Raw genomic sequence first — 19,740 nt, 5'->3', positions numbered from 1 at the left:
GCCCCAACTCCCGCCGCGCGCGCTCGGGGGGCGCGCGGCGGGGCACTGCGGGCTACTTGCCGAAGAGGCCCTTGAGCTTCTTCTTCGCCTCGTCGGCGGCCTTCTGCTTCGCGGCGTCGGCCTCCTCGCGCGCGCGCTGCTCGGCCTTGGCGCGCTCCTCGGCGGCGCGCTTCTCGGCCTCCGCCTGCGCCTGGGCCTTGGCGGCGTCCGCGCCGCCCGTCACCACGTCCTGCACCTGCTTCGCGCGCTCCTCGCCGAGGAACTTCCCGGCGACGCCCGAGGCCGCCTGCACGGCGATGGCCTTGGCTGCGGGCTTCACGTCCAGCCCGCCGATCTCCGGCTTCCACGCGGGGCCGGTGACGCTCAGGGAGAGCGGGATGGGCTGGGTGGGGGTGACCTTGCCCAGGGTGAGCTTGTTGATGGCGGCCGGAGCGAAGTCCAGCGTGCCGGCGAGGTTGAGCATGCCGTCCAGCTTCATGCCGCCGGTGAAGTTCACACCGCCCTCGGGCCGCGTCCAGGTGATGGGCTTGCTCAGCTGCGCGACGCCGTGCTCGATGGTGAGCCCGAAGGGCAGCTTCTCGCCGAACTTCGTCACGCCCGTGTCCTCGAGCTTCTTGCCCGCGAAGGGCAGCGCCTTGGCGAGCGGCTCGGAGACGCTGGCGAAGAGGTCCTTGCCGAAGAAGGTGCCGTTGAGCACGTCGCCCTGGATGACGCCGGCGAGCGTCTGGGTGAGGCCGCTCATCTCGGTGCCCACGCCCTTGAGGTTCACGTCGCCGCTGAAGGTACCGCCCATGACCTTGTGGTCGCTGACCATCTGCAGCGCCTTCTCCAGGTCGATGTTCTTCATGCTCAGCTTCGCGTCGAAGGGGCGCTTGTCGGGCGTGGGGCCCAGGTGCATGGAGGTGCCGTCCGCGCTCACCGTGCCGCCCGCGAGCCCCGCGCTCAGCTTCTGCACGCTGAACAGGTCCTCGTCCATCTTGGCCAGCACCAGCACGTTCGCGAGGTCCAGCCCGCTCATGCGCAGGGTGGCGATCTGCACCTTCATGTCCCCGTGCATGCCGCGGAAGCGGTTGGGGTCGTCCGGCACGGGCAGGGGCTTGCCCCCGTTGAGCGCGATGGCCTCCTCCTCCTTGAGCAGCAGCTTGTCCGCGTCCAGGTGCGCGCTCTTGAGGTCCACGGCGAAGTCGGTGCGGGGCGCCTTCGGGGTGCCGCCCTGGGCGTACTTCGCGGTGCCCGTCATCGTGTCCTCGAGCAGGTGCACGGTGAGCGCGCTCACGTCCACGCGCAGGGGCGTCTTGCCCTGCGCGGGCGCGTAGGTGCCCTTGGCGTCCACGTCCATGCGCTGGCCCGGGGCCTTGTTCAGGGTGAGGCCGGGGCGCAGGTCCGCGCCGGTGAGGTCCGCCGTGGCATCGAAGCGCAGGCTGCCGCCGGTGGCCGCGGCGCCACTGAGGTTCGCGCTCAGGCGCATGGGGGCGCCCGCGTCCTTCGCGAGCTGCAGCGGGATGCGCAGGCGCACCGGGGTGAGGTCCACGTCCACCACCAGCGCCTGGGCGGCCTGGGTGCCGCTGCCCTTCACGCTCAGCCCGATGGGGCCCGCTACCTGCCCGGCGAGCTGCTTGCGCAGCGGCGGGTAGTACTCGGCGAGCTTCGCGGGGTCGAGGTCGTGGCTCTTGATCTCCAGCCCCTCCACCGAGGGCGTGGGGCTCATCAGCCCGCGCACCCGGCCCTTGCCGTTGATGCCGGCGGGGCCGAGGTCGAAGCGCAGCGTGTCCAGCGCGAGGTCACCCTTGGCCACGTCGCCGGTGACGTCGGTGTCCAGCACCACGTCCAGGGCCTTGCCCCCTTCCGCGCCGGCGAACTTCAGCCCCGTCGCCTTGAAGCCGCCCTTGAGGCGCGTGGGCCCGCTGCCGCCGGGCACCGCGGCGCCCAGCAGCGCGTCCCAGTCCGCCTGGAAGTGGCCCGCCTGGAAGCCCACCTCCGGCGAGATGAAGGGCGCGAGCGGCGCGAGGTCGATGGGCTCCACCTTGAGCACGAGCCGCTCGGGCACCGGGGTGAGGGTCGCGGGCAGGGGGGCCGCGTGCAGGCGCAGCTCCAGATTCTGCTTCTCCGCGAGCACCGCCGCCTTGAGCACCACGTCCAGCGGCTGGCCCACGCGCAGGTCCTTGAGCTCCATGTCCACGTCGTTGATGGCGAGCTCACGCGCCTTGGCCCCGGCGCCGTGGTCGATGAAGCGCACGCGCCCGTCCGTGAGGGCCGCACGGTCCACCCGCACGCCGCTCAGGTCCGTGGGAGCCTGCTCCTGCTGCGGCTCCTCCTTCGGCGCGGTCTCCGCGAGCCGCTGCTGCAGCCGCTGCAGGTTGGTGGTGCCGTCCGGCAGGCGGATGACGTTCACCGTGAGGCCGGTGGCCTCGGCGTTGAGCACCTGCAGGTCCTTGCCGCGCGAGCGCAGCGCGGGCATCAGCGCCACCCGCACGTCCACGCTCTTGAGCTCGAGGAGGGGGGCGTCCTCGCCGGCCGCCGCGCCCACCACCACGTCCTGCACCTCGGCGCCCACGTGGGGGAAGAGCTGGGTGTCGATGTCGCCCACCTGCACCGGGCGCCCCAGGCGCTGCGAGAGCGTGGCGGCCTGGGCGCGCGCCTGGTCGAGCAGGATGGCGTCCAGGCGCCAGAGCACGATGAGCACCACGGCCACCAGCAGGGCCACGATGGCGCCCAGGACGATGGGCCAGCGCTTCTTCTTGGGTTCGGACGACATGGTGCGAGGTCCTCCACTGCGTCAGGTCAGGGGCCCTGCCTCCCCGCTGGGCGAGGAGGCAGGCGCGAGGGGGGCGGGTGTGCGCCCCAGAACAAGGGTGCGGGCACCCTAGTCCGGGCGCCACGCCACCCGCATGCTCCGCGTGAGCCGGGGCGCTCCCGGGTGTGGCCTGGACGTCAGGGCCGCCCCGCCCATTCACCCGGGCCCCCATCCGGAGCCGGGGGAAATAGCGGACCCTGGCCTGCCTGTTCGGCACGCGCCGTTCCGAACCGGCCCCCGAACCCGCCCTTTTTGCGCTCTGCCCTGCGCTCCGGTACAACTGCCCCCGCTCGCCCCCGCCTTGCCCCGCGTGCTCCCCACCATGAACCGCATCACCCTCGCCCGTTCGGCCGCCCTCCTGGCAGCCGTCCTCCTCTCGGCCTGCGGGCCGTCCCCGGCCACCATCTCCCTCAGCGCTCCCGCGGAGCAGGTGGGGCCGCTGCGCTCGCGCGGCCAGCAGCTCACGCTCAGCGCGCTGGTGCAGGACAAGCACGGCCAGAAGCTGGAGAAGGCGAAGCTCAAGTGGGTGAGCACCGTGCCCGAGGTGGCCACGGTGGAGGATGGCCAGGTGGTGGCGCTGCGCAGCGGCAAGACGGAGATCGTCGCGCTCTCGGGCCGCAGCGTGCGCGGCGCCTTCCCGCTGGTGGTCTCCATCCCCGGCTCCATGGAGCTGCGCACCGGAGACGTGGACTTCCTCGAGGAGGGCCGCAGCCTCCCGCTCAGCGTGACGCTGAAGAACGAGCAGGGCCGCGCCATCACGGACGCGGCGCCCACCTTCAGCTCGAGCGACCCGACGGTCGCGCGCGTGGACAACGGGCGCATCCTCGGGCTCTCCCCCGGCACCGCCACCCTCACGGCCACCGTGGGGCAGATGAGCCGCCGGCTCAACGTGCGCGTGGTGCGCAACGACTTCGCGCGCATGGGCCTCACCGAGACCCACGTCACGCTGCTGCGCCGCGGGCAGACCCACGTGGTGCGCGCCCAGGCCTTCAACGCCAAGGGCGCCGTCATCGACGGGGTGCCCTTCCTCTGGTTCTCCTCGGACTGGTCCGTGGCCACGGTGGGCGCCGACGGCACCGTGACGGCGGTGGGCCCGGGCCGCTGCGTCGTCACGGCGACCGCCGGCCGCCGCCGCGCCGCCGCCGAGGTGGTGGTGCAGGGCCCCGCGGTCGCCACCGCGAACTAGCCCGGCTGTCCCTTCTGGTAGGTGCCGATGAGCTGGGTGCGCGCGAGCACGTGCCCGCCCATCGCCGCCTCCAGCTCGGCGCGCGTGGGCGGCCGGCCCAGGTCCGGCAGCGGCCCGTCCAGCGCGTAGAGCGTGTGCACGTAGCGGTGGCGGCCCACGGGCGGGCAGGGGCCGCCGTAGCCCGCGCGCTGCCAGTCGTTGAGCCCCTCGCGCGCGCCGGGCGGGAGTGACGCCCCGCTCGCCCCCGCGGGGAGTCCGCGCGCCTCCTTCGGCAGGTTGTAGAGCACCCAGTGCACCCAGCGCGTGCGCGGGTGGGCGGGGTCCGGCGCATCCGGGTCGTCCACCACCAGCGCGTAGGCACCGGTGCCCGGTGGGGCGCCCTCCCAGGCGAGCGCAGGCGAGCGGTCCTCTCCCTCGCAGGTGAGGCGGCGCGGCAGGGGAGCTCCCTCCTCGAAGTCCTCCGAGTGCAGCTGCAGGGACATGGCCAGCCTCCGGGTCCGGGTGTGCTCCCCGCACGGTGCGCGTACGCGGCGTGGCAGGCGAGACAGGGGAGGGCGGCCGCCCGGCCTTCCGCGCGGAGGACACCGCGGCCAGGGGGACGCTCCCTGTGCGACGCCGCCTAGCGGACAGGCCCGGTGGCCCCGGGGGCGGGTACTCCAGGGTACGAATGCGCTGCAGGTTCATCGCGGGGGAGAGGTGAGGGGCGCAGCTTCGCGGTGCGCGTGAGGACATGGGCCGATGGGGCGCACCTGGTCGTTCGCGCAGCGGGTCGGGGTGGGCTTCGTCACCGCCCTGCTCATCGCACTCGCGCTCGCCGCAAGCTCGGTGCTCGCGCTGCGCACGCTCGCGCTGAGCGGCAGGGCAGCGACGCTGGATGCCTCCGAGGACCGGCTGCTCGTGGAGCAGCTGCGGCGCGCCTTCAGCGAGAAGGTGGGCGCCTCGCGCGGCTACGCGCTCTCCGGCAACCTGCTCTTCGAGGAGGACGCGCGCGTGGCGCGCGGCGACTTCCGCCGCCTGCACGCCGAGCTGCAGCGCCGGCTGGTGGAGCCGCCCGGCCCCACGCTGCTCGCGCAGCTCGCCACGGCCGAGGCCGGGCACGAGGCGGCGGTGGAGAAGGTGCGCCGCGCGCGCGAGGACGGCGCCACGCCGGGGCGGCTGCGCGAGCTGGTGGGCAGCGAGCTGCAGGGCCCGCGCGTGGCCACCGAGCTGCTGCTCTCGCAGCTGAGCGCGCACGTGGACCGCCACCTCGCAGCCGGCGCGGCCGCGGACGCGCGCGCCACCCGGCGCGCGCTGGTGCTGGTGTTCGTCTCCACCGCGCTGGGGCTCGCGCTCGCGGCGAGCCTCGGCTGGGTGCTCACCCGGCCCCTCACCCGGCTCAACCAGAGCGCGCACCAGAGCGAGCAGCGCTTCGCGCTGGTGGTGGACGCGGTGCGCGACTACGCGCTGATGCTGCTGGATGCGCAGGGGCGGGTGACACACTGGAACGCGGGCGCGCAGCGCATCCACGGCTGGCGCGAGGAGGAGGTGCTGGGCCAGCCGGTGAGCGCGCTCTATCCCCCCGAGGCCCAGGCGCGCGGGCTGCCCGCGCGCGAGCTGGAGCGCACGCTGCGCGACGGGCGGCTGCAGGGCGAGAGCTGGCGGCTGCGCAAGGACGGCACCCGCTTCTGGGCCGAGTTCCTGCTCACCCCGGTGAAGAGCGCCTCGGGGCAGCTGGAGGGCTTCGCCTGCGTCACCCGCGACATCACCGAGCGCAAGCGCGTGGAGCGCGCCCAGCGGCTCTTCGCCGAGGCGGGCCGCCTCTTCAACCGCGCGCTGGACCCGGACGTCACCGTCACCGAGCTCGCGCGCCTCACCGTGCCCGAGGTGGCGGACGCGTGCATCCTGTACCTGGTGGCGCCCGGCGCCCAGAGCGTGAGCGCGGCGGCCATCGTGCACGCGGAGCGCGAGCAGGAGCTGCGGCTGCGCGAGCTGGTGCGCCGCTTCCCGCCCACCCCCGGCACCCCCTTCGGCGTGTGGCAGACGCTGGACACGCGGCGCAGCACGCTGGTGCCCGAGGTGACGCGCGAGATGGCCGAGCGCGTGGCGTCGGACCCGGACGAGCGCGCGCTGCTCGAGGAGCTCGCCTTCCGCTCCTTCCTCATCGTCCCGCTGGTGGTGGGCGAGCGTGCGCTCGGCGCGCTCGCGCTGTTCAGCACCCGCGAGGAGCGGCGCTTCAGCAACACCGACCGCGCCTTCGTGGAGGAGCTCGCGGGCCGCGCCGCGCTCGCGCTGGACAACGCGCGGCTCTACCGCGAGGCGCAGGAGGCGCTCGAGCTCATCGGCGTCGCGGCCCACGACCTCGCAAACCCCCTGCACATGCTGCAGCTGCTGCTCAGCAAGCTGCGGCGCACGGACCTGGAGGACCACGAGAAGGTGCGCGGCGGGCTGATGGCGGCCGACAAGCAGACGAAGCGCCTGGGGCAGATGCTCAACAACCTGCTGGACCTCTCGCGCTCCTCCTCCGGCGCGCTGGTGCTGGAGCTGGGCGAGCTGGAGCTCGGGGAGCTGGTGCGCGAGGTGGTCGAGCGCTCGGCGGAGCAGGCGGCGGAGGCCGGCGTCGCGCTCTCGGCGGAGCTCGCGCCGGGGCTGGTGGGCCGCTGGGACCGGCTGCGCCTGGACCGGGTGGTGACGAACCTGCTCTCCAACGCGCTCAAGTTCGGCCGCGGCCGCCCCGTGCAGCTGCGCGCCTGGGGCGCCGGGGGCCAGGTGTACCTGAGCGTGCGCGACCGCGGCCCCGGCATCCCCGCGGACGCCCAGGCGCGCATCTTCGGGCGCTTCCAGCGCGCCCCCAGCGGCGAGGGCAAGGCGGGCTTCGGGCTGGGGCTCTACATCGTGCGCCAGCTGGTGGAGGCGCACGGCGGGCGCATCCGCGTGGAGAGCGTGCCCGGCGAGGGGGCCACCTTCCTCGTGGAGCTGCCCAGGGACCCCGCGCTCGCCGCGCGCGAGGGGGGCTCGGCGGGGAGCCCCGTAGCCGGCGGCGCCGAGCCCGCCGCGCCTCCGGGCGGCGGGCACAGCTAGGGGTCGCGGGGCCTCAGGGGCTCAGGGCCTCAGGGGCTCACTGTCGTGACGAAGCGCGCCTGGCCGTCGTCCACCTTGAGCACCACCGCCTGCTTCTGGGGGTTGCGCTGGGCGTCGAAGGTGATCTTCCCGGTCACGCCGGGGAAGTCCTTCGTCTGGGCGAGCACGTCGCGGAGGGCGGGGCCGGTGAGGCTCTTCGCCTCGGTGAGGGCGTGGATGGCGAGGCGCCCGGTGTCGTAGGCGAGCGCGCCCACGCTGTCCGGCACGCTGCCGTAGGCCTTCTTGTATGCGGCGAGGAAGCGCTGCAGCGCGGGGTCCGGGTTCTCCGGTGCGTAGTGGTTCGCGAAGTAGCTGCCGTCCAGGCTGCTGCCGCCCAGCTCGAAGAGCTTGTCGCTGTCCCAGCCGTCGCCGCCCAGCAGCGGCACGTTGATCCCCAGCTCGCGCGCCTGGCGCGCGATGAGCCCCACGTCCGTGTAGTAGCCGGGGACCCACAGCGCCTCGGGCTTGCCGCGCTTGAGCGCGGTGAGCTGGGCGCGGAAGTCCGTGTCGCCCTTGCTGTAGCTCTCGTGGCCCACGATGCTGCCGCCCATCTGCTTGAACTCGCGCACGAACACGTCCGCGAGCCCGATGCTGTAGGTGCTCTTGTTGTCCTGCAGCACCGCCACCTTCGAGAGCTTCAGGTTCTCCTTCGCGAACTTCGCCATCACCTTGCCCTGGAAGGCGTCGATGAAGCAGGCGCGGAAGATGTAGTCGCCCTTCGCCGTCACCTCGACCGCGGTGGAGGTGGGGGTGATCATGGGCAGGCGCGCCGCCTGCGCCTTCTCCGCCATCGCGAGGCTCACGCTGCTCGCCGCCTCGCCCAGGATCATCAGCACGTGGTCCTGGCTGATGAGCCGCGTCACCGCGCTCGCCGCCTCCTCGGGGCGCCCCTGGCTGTCGTAGACCCGCACCGCCACCTTGCGGCCCTTCACCCCGCCGGCCGCGTTCGCCTCCTCGATGGCCAGCGCGATGCCGTTGCGCGCGCTGATGCCGAAGGTGGCCTCGCTGCCGGTGAGGCTGCCCACCTCGCCCAGCAGGATCGTCCCGGCCGCCGGCGCCGGGCCTCCGGCGCCTGCCTCCGCCGGACTCGCGCTCGCAGGGGCGGGGGCGGGCGGCGCCTTGCGCTCGCAGCCGACGAGCGCGAGCAGGCCGAGTAGCAGCAGGGGGAGGGGCAGGGGACGGCGCATGGGCGTTCCTTCTCTCGGGGCGGGGACGGCTCGGGTTCGGGATGTGGCCCTCCCTTCTACACCGCTGAAGCGCCGCTTCGCCTCCCTGCCCCCACCAGACGACATGGGGAAGGTCTCCCGGCATTGATTCCGCGAGCCCACCAGGGGTTTGTGACCCGGCGTTCATAAACCCTTGCCCATTTCTGACCGCCGGGTTAGTAACGCCGCGTCATGGCCCGACCCGCAGACCCGCACGCCCGTGAAGCCCTGATGCGCGCCGCCCGCGCGGAGTTCGTGCGCCAGGGCATCCGGGGCGCGCGCATCGAGGACATCACCGCCGCCTGCGGGCTCAGCAAGGGCGCCTTCTACCTGCACTTCGAATCCAAGGAGGCGCTGTTCGGCGAGGTGGTGCAGGGGCTCACCGCGCGCCTCGAGCAGGAGAGCGCCGCGCGCGAGGCCGACATGCAGGCCTTCCTGCAGGAGGAGGGGCTGCTCGGGGACCGCGACTACCTCGAGCGCAGCGAGCGCTACGAGCGCTACGTGGCGCTCGAGGCGGGGCACGACATGCACGCGCTCGAGTCCATGTGGGACTACCGGGACGTGCTGGACGTGCTCATCCGCGGCAGCCAGGGCACGCCCTTCGCCACGCTCATCTGGGAGCTGGTGGACCGGGAGGTGGCCCGCGTGGCCCAGTCCTTCTCCACCATGCAGGGCGCCTGTCAGGGGCGCGGGGACATCGACCCGCAGCTCTTCGGCTCCTTCGTCATCGGCACCTACCTGCTGGTGGGCAAGCAGATGGCGCAGATGCGCGAGAAGCCGGACCTCGCCGCGCTCGCGCGCTCGCTGCAGCAGCTCATCCACGAGGGCAGCGCGCCCCGGCCCGCCGTGGCCCCGCAGGCTCCGGCGCCGCGCGCCCCGCGCGCGCCCGCCGCCGCCCATCCCCCTTCTCAGCGCGCAGGCAGCACCCGCGCGCCGACCCGCCGTTCCCACAAGAGGTCATGATCATGAAGCTGCGCCCGCTCGTCGCCGTCTCCGCCACGCTCGCGCTCGTCTCGCTCTCTGGCTGCCAGGAGGCGGACGCGAAGGGCCCTGCAGCCGCCGCGCCGGCCGCCGCGCCCCTCGCGCAGGCGGTGAAGCTGGTGGCCGCGCGCAGCGTGCAGGCCGCCGCGCGCGAGGAGGTGACGGGCCAGCTCTACCCGGCCAAGGGGCTGCAGCTGGGCTTCGAGGTGGGCGGGCGGCTCGCGACCGTGAAGGTGAAGAAGGGGCAGAGGGTGAAGGAGGGGGACGTGCTCGCGCAGCTCAACAGCGAGATCGCGGACGCGCAGGTGTCGGGCGCCGAGGCGGCGCTGCAGGCGGCGGAGGCCGCGGCCACCATGGCGCGCGACCTCGCGGACCGCCAGGCCACGCTCAAGGGGCAGGGCAGCGTGAGCGAGCTGCAGAGCCGCACCAGCGCCGCGCAGGCCGCCCAGGCCGAGGCGCAGGTGCTCGCCGCGCGCGCCCAGCTCTCGCAGGCGCGCGCCGCGCGCCGCCGCCACGACCTGCGCGCCCCCTTCGCTGGCACCGTCATCGACGCGCCCGAGCAGGTGGGCGCCACGGTGGCCCCCGGCACCAGCCTCTTCACGCTCGAGCAGGTGGACTCGCTCCTGCTCAAGACCACGGTGGCCGAGGGCGTCCGCGGGCAGCTGAAGGTGGGCAGCAAGGTGAGGGTCGAGGCGGCGAGCGGCGGGGTCTCGAGCGACGAGGCCACCGTGCGCACGGTGCTGCCCAGCGCGGATGCGGCCACCCGGCGCGTGCCGGTGGAGCTGGTGGTGCCCAACGCGGACGGCCGCTTCGTGGCGAACACCCTGGCGCGCGCCTCGCTCAACCTCGGTGAGCCGCGCCAGGCCCTGCTGGTGCCCGCGACGGCGCTGTCCAGCTCGGGCGGCGACCACGTGTTCGTGGTGGACCAGGAGAAGGCGCGGCGGGTGGCGGTGCAGGTGCTCGAGCGCCGCGCGCGCGAGGTGGTGGTGCAGGCGCAGGAGCCGCTCACGCAGGTCATCGACTACCCGTCCGTCGGCGTCACCGACGGGGCCCGCGTCTCGGTCAAGTAGGGGGAGCCACCATGCTGATCAGCAACGTCTCCATCAAGCGGCCGGTGTTCACGGCCATGGTCTCCCTGCTGCTCATCGTGCTCGGCGTGATGGGCTTCAACCGCCTCGGCACGGACCTGTACCCGGACGTGTCCTTCCCCGTGGTGCTGGTGAACACGGTCTACAAGGGCGCGGGCCCCGGTGAGATCGAGACCCAGGTGGTCAAGCCCATCGAGGACGCGGTGGCGGGCATCGCCGGTGTGGACAAGATCCACTCCTTCAGCCGCGAGAACCTGGGCACCGTCGTCGTGCAGTTCAAGCTCTCCACCAACCTGGACTCCGCCGTGCAGGACGTGCGCGACAAGGTGGCGGGCATCGTGGGCAAGCTGCCGCAGGACGCGGACGCGCCCGTGGTGGGCCGCGTGGACGTGAGCGCCACCCCCATCCTCACCTACGCGGCGAGCGCGCAGCTGCCCAGCCAGACGCTGCGCAAGCTCATCGACGACAAGCTCAAGCCCGCGCTCGCGCAGATCGAGGGCGTGGCGGAGGTGCGCATCACGGGCGGCGACGTGCGCGAGATCCAGGTGGACCTGGACCTCGAGCGCGCGCGGGCCGCCGGCATCAGCCCCCTGGACGTGGCGCAGAAGATCGGCGCGGAGAACTTCAACCTGCCCGCGGGCCGGCTCGCGCTGGGCCCCAGCGAGCTCACCGTGCGCAGCCTCGGCGAGTTCAAGGACGTGGACGCCCTGCGCGCCCTGCCGGTGGCCCGCAGCAAGACGGGCGCCCAGGTGCGCCTGGACGAGATCGCCACCGTCACGGACGGCGTCACCGAGCGGCGCACCGTGGCGCGCCTCAACGGCACGGACGCGGTCATCGTGGAGGTGGTGAAGCAGCCGGGCAGCAACACCGTGAAGGTGAGCGACGACGTGAAGCACAAGCTCGCCGAGCTCTCGCCCTCCCTGGGCAACGGCTTCTCCACCTCGCTGCTCATCGACCAGAGCCTCTACATCCGGGAGAACGCCAAGGAGGTCTACGTCGCGCTCATCTTCGGCGGCGCGATGGCCATCCTCATCATCCTGATGTTCCTGCTGGACCCGCGCGGCACCTTCATCTCCAGCCTCGCGCTGCCGACCTCCGTCATCGGCACCTTCTTCGTGATGTACCTCTTCGACTACACGCTGAACCAGATGACGCTGCTGGCGCTCTCGCTCGCCATCGGCCTGCTCATCGACGACGCGGTGGTGGTGCGAGAGGCCATCACGCACCGGCTCGAGCAGGGAGAGGACCCGGAGACGGCGGCGCGCGAGGGCACCAAGGACGTGGGCCTCGCGGTGCTCGCCACCACGGCCGCCCTGGTGGCGGTGTTCGTGCCGGTGGCCTTCATGCCCGGCATCGTGGGCCAGTTCTTCAAGCAGTTCGGCATCACCATGAGCATGGCGGTGCTCATCTCGCTCTTCATCTCCTTCACCCTGGACCCCATGCTCTCCGCGCGCCTCGCCAGGGCGCGCAAGCCCGGCGAGGTGCGCCGGGAGGGCCGGGTGGCGGCCTTCTTCCGCCGCGGCTTCGAGGCCACCGAGCGCTTCTACACGCGGGTGCTGCACTGGGTGCTCGCGCACAAGTGGCTGACCGTGGGCATCACGGCGCTGGTGGTGGTGGTCTCCTTCGCCGGCGCCACCCGCCTGGGCGCGGAGTTCATCGCGCCCGAGGACCGCAGCCAGTTCATCGTGGACCTGCAGCTGCCCGACAGCGCGAGCCTCCAGGAGACCGGCCAGCGCACCGCCGAGGCCGAGGCGCTGATCAAGAAGGTGCCCGAGGTGACGGACATCTACGCCATCGTGGGCACCAACGGCGACGTGAACAAGGCGCGCCTGCGCGTGCTCACCGTGGACAAGCACGCGCGCAAGAAGGGCGTGCAGGTGCTCAAGGAGGAGGTGCGCGCGCTGCTCGTGCCCAACCTGCCGGCCACCCGCGTGAACCTGATGGACCCGCCCACCATCGAGGGCCTGGGCGACTACTTCCCCATCATGGTGCGCATCACCGGGCCGGAGCTCTCGCGCGTGAACCAGGAGGCCGAGCGCATCGCGCAGGTGCTGCGCGACATGAAGGGCACCGCGGACGTGAAGGTGGAGGCCAACCCGCCCAAGCCCGAGCTGCAGGTGGCCATCGACCGCGCGCGCGCCGCCGACGTGGGACTCAGCTCCGCGGCGCTCGCCACCCAGCTGCGCCTGGCCATCGACGGCACGGTGGCGGCGAAGCTGCGCGAGGGCACCGACGAGACGGACATCCGCGTGCGCCTCTCCGAGCGCGACCGCAGCACGCCCGAGCGCGTGCGCGCGCTCGAGCTCTACACGCCGCAGGGGCTGCGCCCGGTGACGGACGTGGCGAACGTCGACCTCGCGGACGGGCCCAGCGTCATCGAGCACGAGAACCGCGAGCGGCAGATCGCCGTCTACGCCCAGCTGGGCAAGGGCGCGGCGCTCGGCAACATCGCCAACGCGCTCAAGGCGGACGTGGCCGCGCACCCGCTGCCCCCCGGCTACGGGGTGGTCTACGACGGCCAGATGAAGAGCCTGGACGAGCAGAACAGCGCCTTCGGCGCCGCGTTCGGGCTCGCCTTCGTCTTCATCTTCATGGTGCTCGCGAGCCAGTTCGAGAGCCTCAAGCACCCGCTCACCATCATGGTGTCCCTGCCGCTCGCGCTGGTGGGCGCGCTGCTCAGCCTGGTGGTCACCGGCTACAACCTGAGCCTCGGCGCGATGATCGGCGTCATCCTGCTCATGGGCCTGGTCACCAAGAACGCCATCCTCCTGGTGGACGGCGCCCTGCAGCACCTGCGCGAGGGCGACAGCGTGGACGAGGCGCTGCTCAAGGCGGGCCCGCGCCGCCTGCGCCCCATCCTCATGACCAGCGCCGCCATGGCGATCGGCATGGTGCCCACCGCCGTGGGCACCGGCCTGGGGGCGGAGTTCCGCGCGCCCATGGCCATCGTGGTCATCGGCGGAGTCATCACCTCCACCTTCCTCACCCTACTCGTGGTGCCGGTGGTGTTCGCCGGCATGGAGCGCCTCAGCCCCACCCGGCGCAAGCGCCTGAACAGTGCGAGCACCTCTGCTTCACATCCTTCGCTCGCGGATGCGGCGCAAAACGAGCGGGCCGCGTAAGTAACCCGGCGCTCCCCGGACTCATCAGGACCCCCTTCTATGACTACGCTTCGCAGCTCCGTCTCCCTGCTCGCGCTCCTGGGCGCGAGCGCCGCCCTGGCGCAGACCCCCGCGCCCACCAACACCGCCCCCGCCCCCACCGGCGCGCCCCCCGCGGCCGAGCAGGCTCCTGCGCCCTCCGCCCAGCCGCCCGCACTGCGGCCCGGTGAGAACCCCTCGGCGCCCACCGAGGTGAAGCAGGACACCACCCGTCGCGTGGTGTCCCTCAAGGAGGCGCTCGCGCTCGCCGCGAAGCAGAGCCCGGACGTGGCGGCGGCGCGCGCCCAGGCCGAGCAGGCGGACGCGGCGGTGAGCCGCGCGTGGGCCGCGTGGCGCCCGGACGTGAGCGCGAGCGGCCAGCTCGTCCGCTCCAGCGCGCCGGCCATCTTCAACTTCGGTGACCTCATCACCGGGATTGGCAAGGCCTACGGCCTCACGCCGGTGAATCAGGCGGCGATCGACGCGCTGAGCAACCCCATCACCATCAACGCCGAGTGGTCGCGCCTCGCCACGGTGCAGATCTCCCAGCCGCTGTTCAGCCCGCAGGGCGCCTTCCTCGTGGGCCCGGCGAAGACCGGTGCCGAGGCGGCGAGCCTGGGCGCGCAGGAGGCGCGCGAGCAGGTGCTGCTCGGCGTGGCGCGCACGTACCTGGGGCTCAAGGGCATCAACCAGGCGGTGCAGGCGGCGCAGGAGGCGGAGGCCGTGGCGCTGCGGCGCGAGCGCGACGCGAACGCGCAGATCCGCGCCGGCGTGGCGGTGGAGGTCGCGCTCCTGCGCGCGCAGGCGGAGACCGCCCAGGCGCGCGCCCAGCTGGCGAACCTCTACGGCCAGCGCGAGGGCCTGCTCGCGGTGCTGCAGTCGCTCACCGGTGAGGCCATCCAGCCCGACCCGCAGAGCGCCCCGGAGACGGAGCTGGGCGTGAGCGGGCGCCAGGAGGAGAAGCCCTGGCTGCAGGCCTTCAGCGTGCGCAGCGCGCAGAAGGCGGTGCAGGCGGCCGAGGGCGTGACCCGCTTCGACAAGTACGCGTGGCTGCCCACCGTCGCGGCCATCGGCCGCGGCAACTACAACTCCAACTCGGGGTTCACGGGCAAGAACGTCACCTACGACGTCCTCCTCGCGGCGAACCTCCCGCTCTACGACCGTGGCCTGCGCTACGCGGCGAAGCACGAGAACGAGGCGAAGCTCGCCCAGGCGCGCGCGAACTTCGAGGGCTCGCGCGCCCGCGCCGAGGCCGCGTGGATCTCCGCGCGCGCGAACATCACCGCCGCCGAGGCCCAGGCCGCCCAGGCCGAGAGCCAGGCGGAGCTCGCCACGCGCGTGCAGAAGCAGGTGGAGGCGAGCGCCCAGGCGGGCGTGGCCACCAGCCTGGAGCTCTCGGACGCGGACACCCGCCGCTTCCTCGCGACCAGCAACGCCGCCCAGGCGCGCGCCGCGGTGGACATCCGCCGCGCCGAGCTCGCCGCCGCCGAGGGGCGTCTCGCCGCGTACATCAACGCGGAGCCGCTCCTGAAGTAGTGCTCCCTCTCCCCCTGGGGGAGGGCCGGGGTGAGGGTGCCGGGCGAAGCTCGCGTCACCCGCTCCCCGGCAGCCGCGCCCAGAGCACCGTGGCGTTGGGCCGGGCGGGCTCGGGCCGCACCCCGAGCTTCTTGAAGTCCTGCGAGTAGCGCGCGCCCTTGAGCAGCACGAGCCGGCGCGCCACGCGCTGGGCCTCGGCGAGCAGCTCGCGCGTGAGCGCCCCGTGGTCCGCGTGCCTGCGCAGCGTGGCGAAGGCGACGGAGGAGGGGCGCGCGCGGCCGAACATCGGGTCGAGCAGCACCACGTCGAAGGCGCCCGAGGCGTGCGTCCTCAGGAACTGTGCCGCATCCGCGTGCACCACCCGCAGGGCTCCCGCGCGCGGATGCGCCGGCAGCCCCGCGAGCCCGTGGCGCACGAGCAGGTAGAGCGCCGCGCTCTTCTCCAGCCCCGTCACCTCGCCCGTGGGCCCCACGAGCCGCGCCGCCACCTGCGCATCGGCGGCGAGCCCCAGGGTGCAGTCCAGCACGCGCTCGCCCTCGGCGAGCCCGCCCATGCGCAGGAGCATGTCCTCCTGCACGCCTGCATCCAGCTGCTTCACCCGCAGGTGCGCGAGGCCCGGCGAGAAGCGCAGCGCCCCTTGCGCGTCCACGAGCGAGACCCCTTCGGCCTCGAGCACCACCAGCGCGTCGGCGTCGCGCTCGAGCATCGACGCGAGCGAGCGCTTGTGGGTGCGCTCCAGGTAGGCGGCCCCCACCTCCCGGGCGGCCTCCTGCGCGCGCCGCGCGAGCTCGGGCGCGCTGCGGTCCGAGGTGGTGACGGCCAGAGGCCAGCGGCGGCCCGCGGGCGGCGCGGAGGAGGGGAGCAGGTCGGGCATGACGGGAGGGCCCAGGATACCCCCCCTTGTCCGTACACCGTGGGGCCATGCGAGAGTCACGCACCCCCTCCCCCGCGAAGGATCTCCCCGTGCCCCGCCGCCTCCTGCCGCGCGCTGCCCTCTCGCGCGCGCCCGCCCTGCTGCTGTCTCTGTTTCTCACGGGGACGCTCGCCTGCGTGAAGCGGCAGGTGGACTACGAGCGCGAGTACGCGCGCAGCCTGGCCCCGAAGACCTACGCGCCGCCCGCGGCGCCCGCCCCGGCCGGCGCGCGCCCCGAGGCGCCCCCGCACCGCACCGTGCGCGTGCGCCTCTATGCGGACGAGGCCTACCGCGCGCAGGGGCTGCACTGGGAGCGCGACTTCACCGAGCAGCTGCGGCGCGCGAGCCAGGACGTGGAGGGGACGCTCGGGGTGGTGTTCGAGCTGGACTCGGCGCGCCCCTGCTCGCTGCCCGCCGACACGCGCGACCTGGAGGGCGCGCTCGTGGCGCTCGAGGCGCTGGACCCGGGCGACGACGTGGACCTGGTGGTGGGGCTGCTGCCCGCGCTGCGCGTCTTCACCGCCTCGCACAACGACCTGGGCCGCGCGCGCATGTTCGGCCGGCACATGGTGCTGCGCGGGATGGAGAACCCGGAGGAGCACCAGCAGATCCTCGGCGTGCTCAGCCACCTGCCCTCCGCGGAGCAGGACGCGCTCTACCGCGAGCGCAAGCTGCACAAGGAGACCTCGGTGCTGCTGCACGAGTGGGCGCACACGCTGGGCGCCTTCCACGAGTCCGACTCGCACTGGACCATGGCCCCCGTCTACGACGTGACCCAGGCGGGCTTCTCGCCGCCCACCCTGCAGCTGCTCGCCCTCTCCTTGCGCCACGTGCCGCAGGCGCGCCGCGACGTGCAGGCGCAGAAGGCCTGGGCCGCCGAGCTCACCCAGCTGCTCTCCACCACGGCGTGGCCGGCGTGGGAGGGCCCCGCGAAGCAGGAGGTGCTCGCGTGGGCCGAGCGCGTGCAGTCGGGCGAGGAGCCGCTCACGCGCGAGCCGCCGCAGCAGCTCTCCGCCGGGGACCGCAAGCGCTTCGAGCAGGTGGTCGCGCTGGAGCACGCGGGGCGCCTCGAGGTGGCCGCCCAGACGCTCGAGCCGCTGGTACCGCGCTACCGGCGCAACGCCGCGGTGCAGGTGATGGCCTGCTACCTCTCGAGCCGCGTGGCGCCCTCGCAGCCCAGCACGGCTGATCGCTGCGAGGCGGCCGACAAGGCCTTCCCCGAGGAGGCCTCGCCCGCGCTGAACCTCGCGAGCCTGCGGCTGCAGGCGAAGGACCCGGAGGGGGCCGAGGCCCACCTGGTGCGGGCGCGCGCGCGGCTGCAGGCGCATCCGCCCGAGGAGAACCCGGGCGTGTGGCTCGCGCTCGCGGGCCTCCTGCGCAACGCCTCCTGCGTGAGCTGGGCGGAGGAGGCCGCGGCGCAGGCGAAGGGGCAGCAGGGCGCGGAGGAGGTCGCGACCTGGGCGGCGCGCACCCGGCACTGGATGGGATTGCCGCCTCCGCCCGCGAAGAGCGCCGTGCCGCCCGAGCAGGAGGGCCGCTTCGTGCGCCGCGTGCGCGACATCGAGGCGCTGCTGGAGCGGGGCGCCTCCGCGCAGGCGCGCACCGCCACCGCGAGCCTGGGCAAGGACTTCCCCGGCGCGCCCCTGGTGCTGCAGCTGCAGTGCGAGGCGCAGGTGCGCACGGGCCAGCTCGTCCCAGCGCGCGCGCTGTGCCTGCGCGCGCTCGAGGCGCAAGAGGACCTGGTGCAGGCGCACTTCCTGCTCGGCTGGATGGCGGACGCGAAGCACCAGCCCGCCGAGGCGCGCCCGCACCTGGAGCGCGTGGTGGCGCTGGAGCCCGCGCACGAGGAGGCCTGGCGCCTGCTCGCGCGCCAGTACCGCGCCGGGGGGCAGGGCGCGCAGCTGGAGGCGCTCAAGGCCCGCTACCGCGCGCAGTTCGCCCGCGAGCTGCCCTGAGCGCGCGCACGCAGGGCGGGCGCTGCGATATGAGCCTCGCGGGATTGCGAGGAGGCACGCCATGACGTGGACGGACGCGCAGCTGGACCGGGGGCTCATCGCCCTCGCGCTGGTGGGCTGGGTGGGCTTCGGGCTCGGGCTGCTCGCGCGGCGGCGCGGAGGGCCCGGGGCGGCCCGGCGCGCGCCGCTCTCCTGGGTGGGCATCCTCGTGCAGGGGGCGGGCGTGGGCCTGCTGTGGGGCTGGCGGCGGCCCGCGGGCACGCTGCTCGTGGGTACGGGAGTGCTCGCGGGCGCCCTGCAGCTCGCGCTCTCGGCGCTGCTGGTGGCCTTCGCCCTGTGGCTGGGGCCGCGCGCCGTCGCGCACCTCGGAAAGCAGTGGAGCCTGCAGGCGCGCATGCTCGAGGGCCACGAGCTCGTCACCACCGGGCCCTATGCGCTCGTGCGCCACCCCATCTACACCGCGCTGCTCGCGCTGCTGGGCGCCACCGCGCTCGCGCAGGGCGCGCCGCTCGCGCTGCTGCTGGGGCTCGCGCTCTACGCGGCCGGCACCGCGCTGCGGGTGCGCACCGAGGAGCAGCTGCTCGAGGCCACCTTTGGCCCCGCGTACGCGGCCTACCGCGCCCGCGTGCCGGCGGTGCTCCCGTGGCCGCGGGCGGCGCGCGCACCCTGAGGGCGCCGCAGCCCGCTAGGGCGTCGCGGCCGCGGCCTGCCGGCGCCGCCGCTCGCTCTCGGCCTTGAGCTGGCCGCAGCCCGCGTCGATGTCGATGCCGCGCCGCTGGCGCACGGTGCTGGGCAGCCCGTAGCCCGCGAGCACGTCCTGGAAGGCGCGCACCGCCTCGGGGCTGCTGGGCGCCTCGCGGTAGCCCGCGGTGGGGTTGAGCGGGATGAGGTTCACGTGCGCATCCATCCCCTGCAGCAGCTGCCCCAGGGTGTGCGCCGTCTGCGCGGAGTCGTTCTGCCCGGCGATGAGCGCCCACTCGAAGAAGATGCGCCGGCCGCGCTTCTCGGAGTAGTAGCGGCACGCGTCCATCAGCTCCGCGAGCGGCCACTTCTTGCCCGCGGGCACCAGGGCACTGCGCTCGGCGTCCGTCGCCGCGTGCAGGCTCACCGCGAGCTGCACCGGGCGCTCCTCGTCCGCGAGCCGGCGGATGCCGGGCACCACGCCCACCGTGGACAGGGTGATGAAGCGCGGGCCGATGGCGAGCCCCTTCGGGTCGGTGAGGATGTCCACCGCGGCCATCGTCGCGTCGTAGTTGTGCAGGGGCTCGCCCATCCCCATCAGCACGATGTTGCGCAGCCGCTCGCCCTCCTTCGCCAACACGCGGCTCACGTGCACCACCTGCGCGACGATCTCCCCGGGCGTGAGGTGGCGCACGAAGCCCATCTGCCCCGTGGCGCAGAACACGCAGCCCATGGCGCAGCCCGCCTGCGTGCTGAGGCACACCGTGGCGCGGCCCTGGAAGCGCATCAGCACCGTCTCGATCGTCTGCCCGTCCGCGAGCCGCAGGAGCAGCTTGTGGGTGAAGCCGTCCTGGCTGAAGGTCTCCAGGTGCGTGGCCAGCGCGCCCACCTGCGCGTGGCTCGCGAGCGCAGAGCGCAGCTCCTCGCGCAGGCCCGGCAGCGCGGCCGCGTCCAGCCCCGTCACGTGGCGGCGGTAGAGCGCCTCCCACACCAGGTCGCGGTGGAAGCCGCTGAAGCCCAGCGGGGCGAGCTGCTCCGCGAGCGCGGCGCGGGTGTGGTCGTACAGGTTCAGCATGGGGGCAGGCGAGGGGGCGGGAGTGGGGGAAAAATGGAAGAGCCCGGCACCTCTGCGAGGGCCGGGCTCGGGAGCATCTCAGCCGTTGAA

13 protein-coding genes are annotated in these 19,740 nt (G+C 73.8%); 8 read left to right on the top strand and 5 right to left on the bottom strand.

All coding sequences use genetic code 11. The features are described 5' to 3' along the window. Positions 1-52: 52 nt before the first annotated feature. On the bottom strand, positions 53-2,755 hold the full coding sequence (locus FGE12_RS11815) for an AsmA family protein (protein WP_153866527.1): 2,703 nt from the start codon (positions 2,753-2,755) through the stop codon (positions 53-55). A 361-nt stretch (positions 2,756-3,116) separates the two neighbouring features. Here FGE12_RS11815 and FGE12_RS11810 point away from each other — a divergent pair, with 361 nt between their 5' ends. Further along, positions 3,117-3,980, top strand: coding sequence for an Ig-like domain-containing protein (locus FGE12_RS11810; RefSeq protein ID WP_153866526.1), 864 nt, complete (start codon positions 3,117-3,119; stop codon positions 3,978-3,980). Here the strand turns inward: FGE12_RS11810 and FGE12_RS11805 are convergent. Beyond that, positions 3,977-4,462 (bottom strand): YbhB/YbcL family Raf kinase inhibitor-like protein, encoded by a 486-nt coding sequence (locus tag FGE12_RS11805; RefSeq protein WP_153866525.1) that lies wholly within the window; start codon positions 4,460-4,462, stop codon positions 3,977-3,979. The two genes, FGE12_RS11810 and FGE12_RS11805, sit on opposite strands and share 4 nt — an antisense overlap. A gap of 256 nt (positions 4,463-4,718) precedes the next feature. On the opposite strand from FGE12_RS11805, the gene FGE12_RS11800 reads away from it, so the two are divergent. Next, a complete protein-coding gene (locus FGE12_RS11800; protein ID WP_153866524.1) occupies positions 4,719-7,037 on the top strand; it encodes an ATP-binding protein in 2,319 nt (772 codons plus the stop codon). Between the two features lie 29 nt (positions 7,038-7,066). On the opposite strand, the gene FGE12_RS11795 is transcribed toward FGE12_RS11800, so the two are convergent. Continuing rightward, entirely contained in the window at positions 7,067-8,263 is a 1,197-nt protein-coding gene (locus FGE12_RS11795; protein WP_153866523.1) for an ABC transporter substrate-binding protein, read from the bottom strand. Between the two features lie 210 nt (positions 8,264-8,473). Here FGE12_RS11795 and FGE12_RS11790 point away from each other — a divergent pair, with 210 nt between their 5' ends. The 4 genes from FGE12_RS11790 to FGE12_RS11775 are packed head-to-tail and all read left to right on the top strand — an operon-like array spanning position 8,474 to position 15,026. After that, positions 8,474-9,244, top strand: coding sequence for a TetR/AcrR family transcriptional regulator (locus FGE12_RS11790; protein WP_153866522.1), 771 nt, complete (start codon positions 8,474-8,476; stop codon positions 9,242-9,244). 2 nt (positions 9,245-9,246) lie between these two features. After that, a complete protein-coding gene (locus tag FGE12_RS11785; protein ID WP_153866521.1) occupies positions 9,247-10,332 on the top strand; it encodes an efflux RND transporter periplasmic adaptor subunit in 1,086 nt (361 codons plus the stop codon). A gap of 11 nt (positions 10,333-10,343) precedes the next feature. Next, entirely contained in the window at positions 10,344-13,472 is a 3,129-nt protein-coding gene (locus tag FGE12_RS11780) for an efflux RND transporter permease subunit (RefSeq protein WP_153866520.1), read from the top strand. 39 nt (positions 13,473-13,511) lie between these two features. Then, on the top strand, positions 13,512-15,026 hold the full coding sequence (locus FGE12_RS11775) for a TolC family protein (RefSeq protein WP_153866519.1): 1,515 nt from the start codon (positions 13,512-13,514) through the stop codon (positions 15,024-15,026). A 55-nt stretch (positions 15,027-15,081) separates the two neighbouring features. On the opposite strand, the gene FGE12_RS11770 is transcribed toward FGE12_RS11775, so the two are convergent. After that, a complete protein-coding gene (locus FGE12_RS11770) occupies positions 15,082-15,900 on the bottom strand; it encodes a class I SAM-dependent methyltransferase (RefSeq protein WP_153866518.1) in 819 nt (272 codons plus the stop codon). An 89-nt stretch (positions 15,901-15,989) separates the two neighbouring features. Between FGE12_RS11770 and FGE12_RS11765 the strand changes: the two genes are divergently transcribed. Next, on the top strand, positions 15,990-17,894 hold the full coding sequence (locus FGE12_RS11765) for a hypothetical protein (RefSeq protein WP_153866517.1): 1,905 nt from the start codon (positions 15,990-15,992) through the stop codon (positions 17,892-17,894). A gap of 61 nt (positions 17,895-17,955) precedes the next feature. After that, positions 17,956-18,564, top strand: a complete 609-nt coding sequence (locus tag FGE12_RS11760) for an isoprenylcysteine carboxylmethyltransferase family protein (RefSeq protein WP_153866516.1) — start codon at positions 17,956-17,958, stop codon at positions 18,562-18,564. Positions 18,565-18,579: 15 nt separating this feature from the next. On the opposite strand, the gene rlmN is transcribed toward FGE12_RS11760, so the two are convergent. After that, positions 18,580-19,650, bottom strand: coding sequence for a 23S rRNA (adenine(2503)-C(2))-methyltransferase RlmN (gene rlmN, locus FGE12_RS11755; protein ID WP_153866515.1), 1,071 nt, complete (start codon positions 19,648-19,650; stop codon positions 18,580-18,582). Between the last annotated feature and the right edge of the window lie 90 nt (positions 19,651-19,740).

The sequence above is a fragment of the Aggregicoccus sp. 17bor-14 genome (assembly GCF_009659535.1).
Taxonomy (GTDB): Bacteria; Myxococcota; Myxococcia; order Myxococcales; family Myxococcaceae; genus Aggregicoccus.
This window is presented reverse-complemented; position numbering and strand designations above follow the sequence as displayed.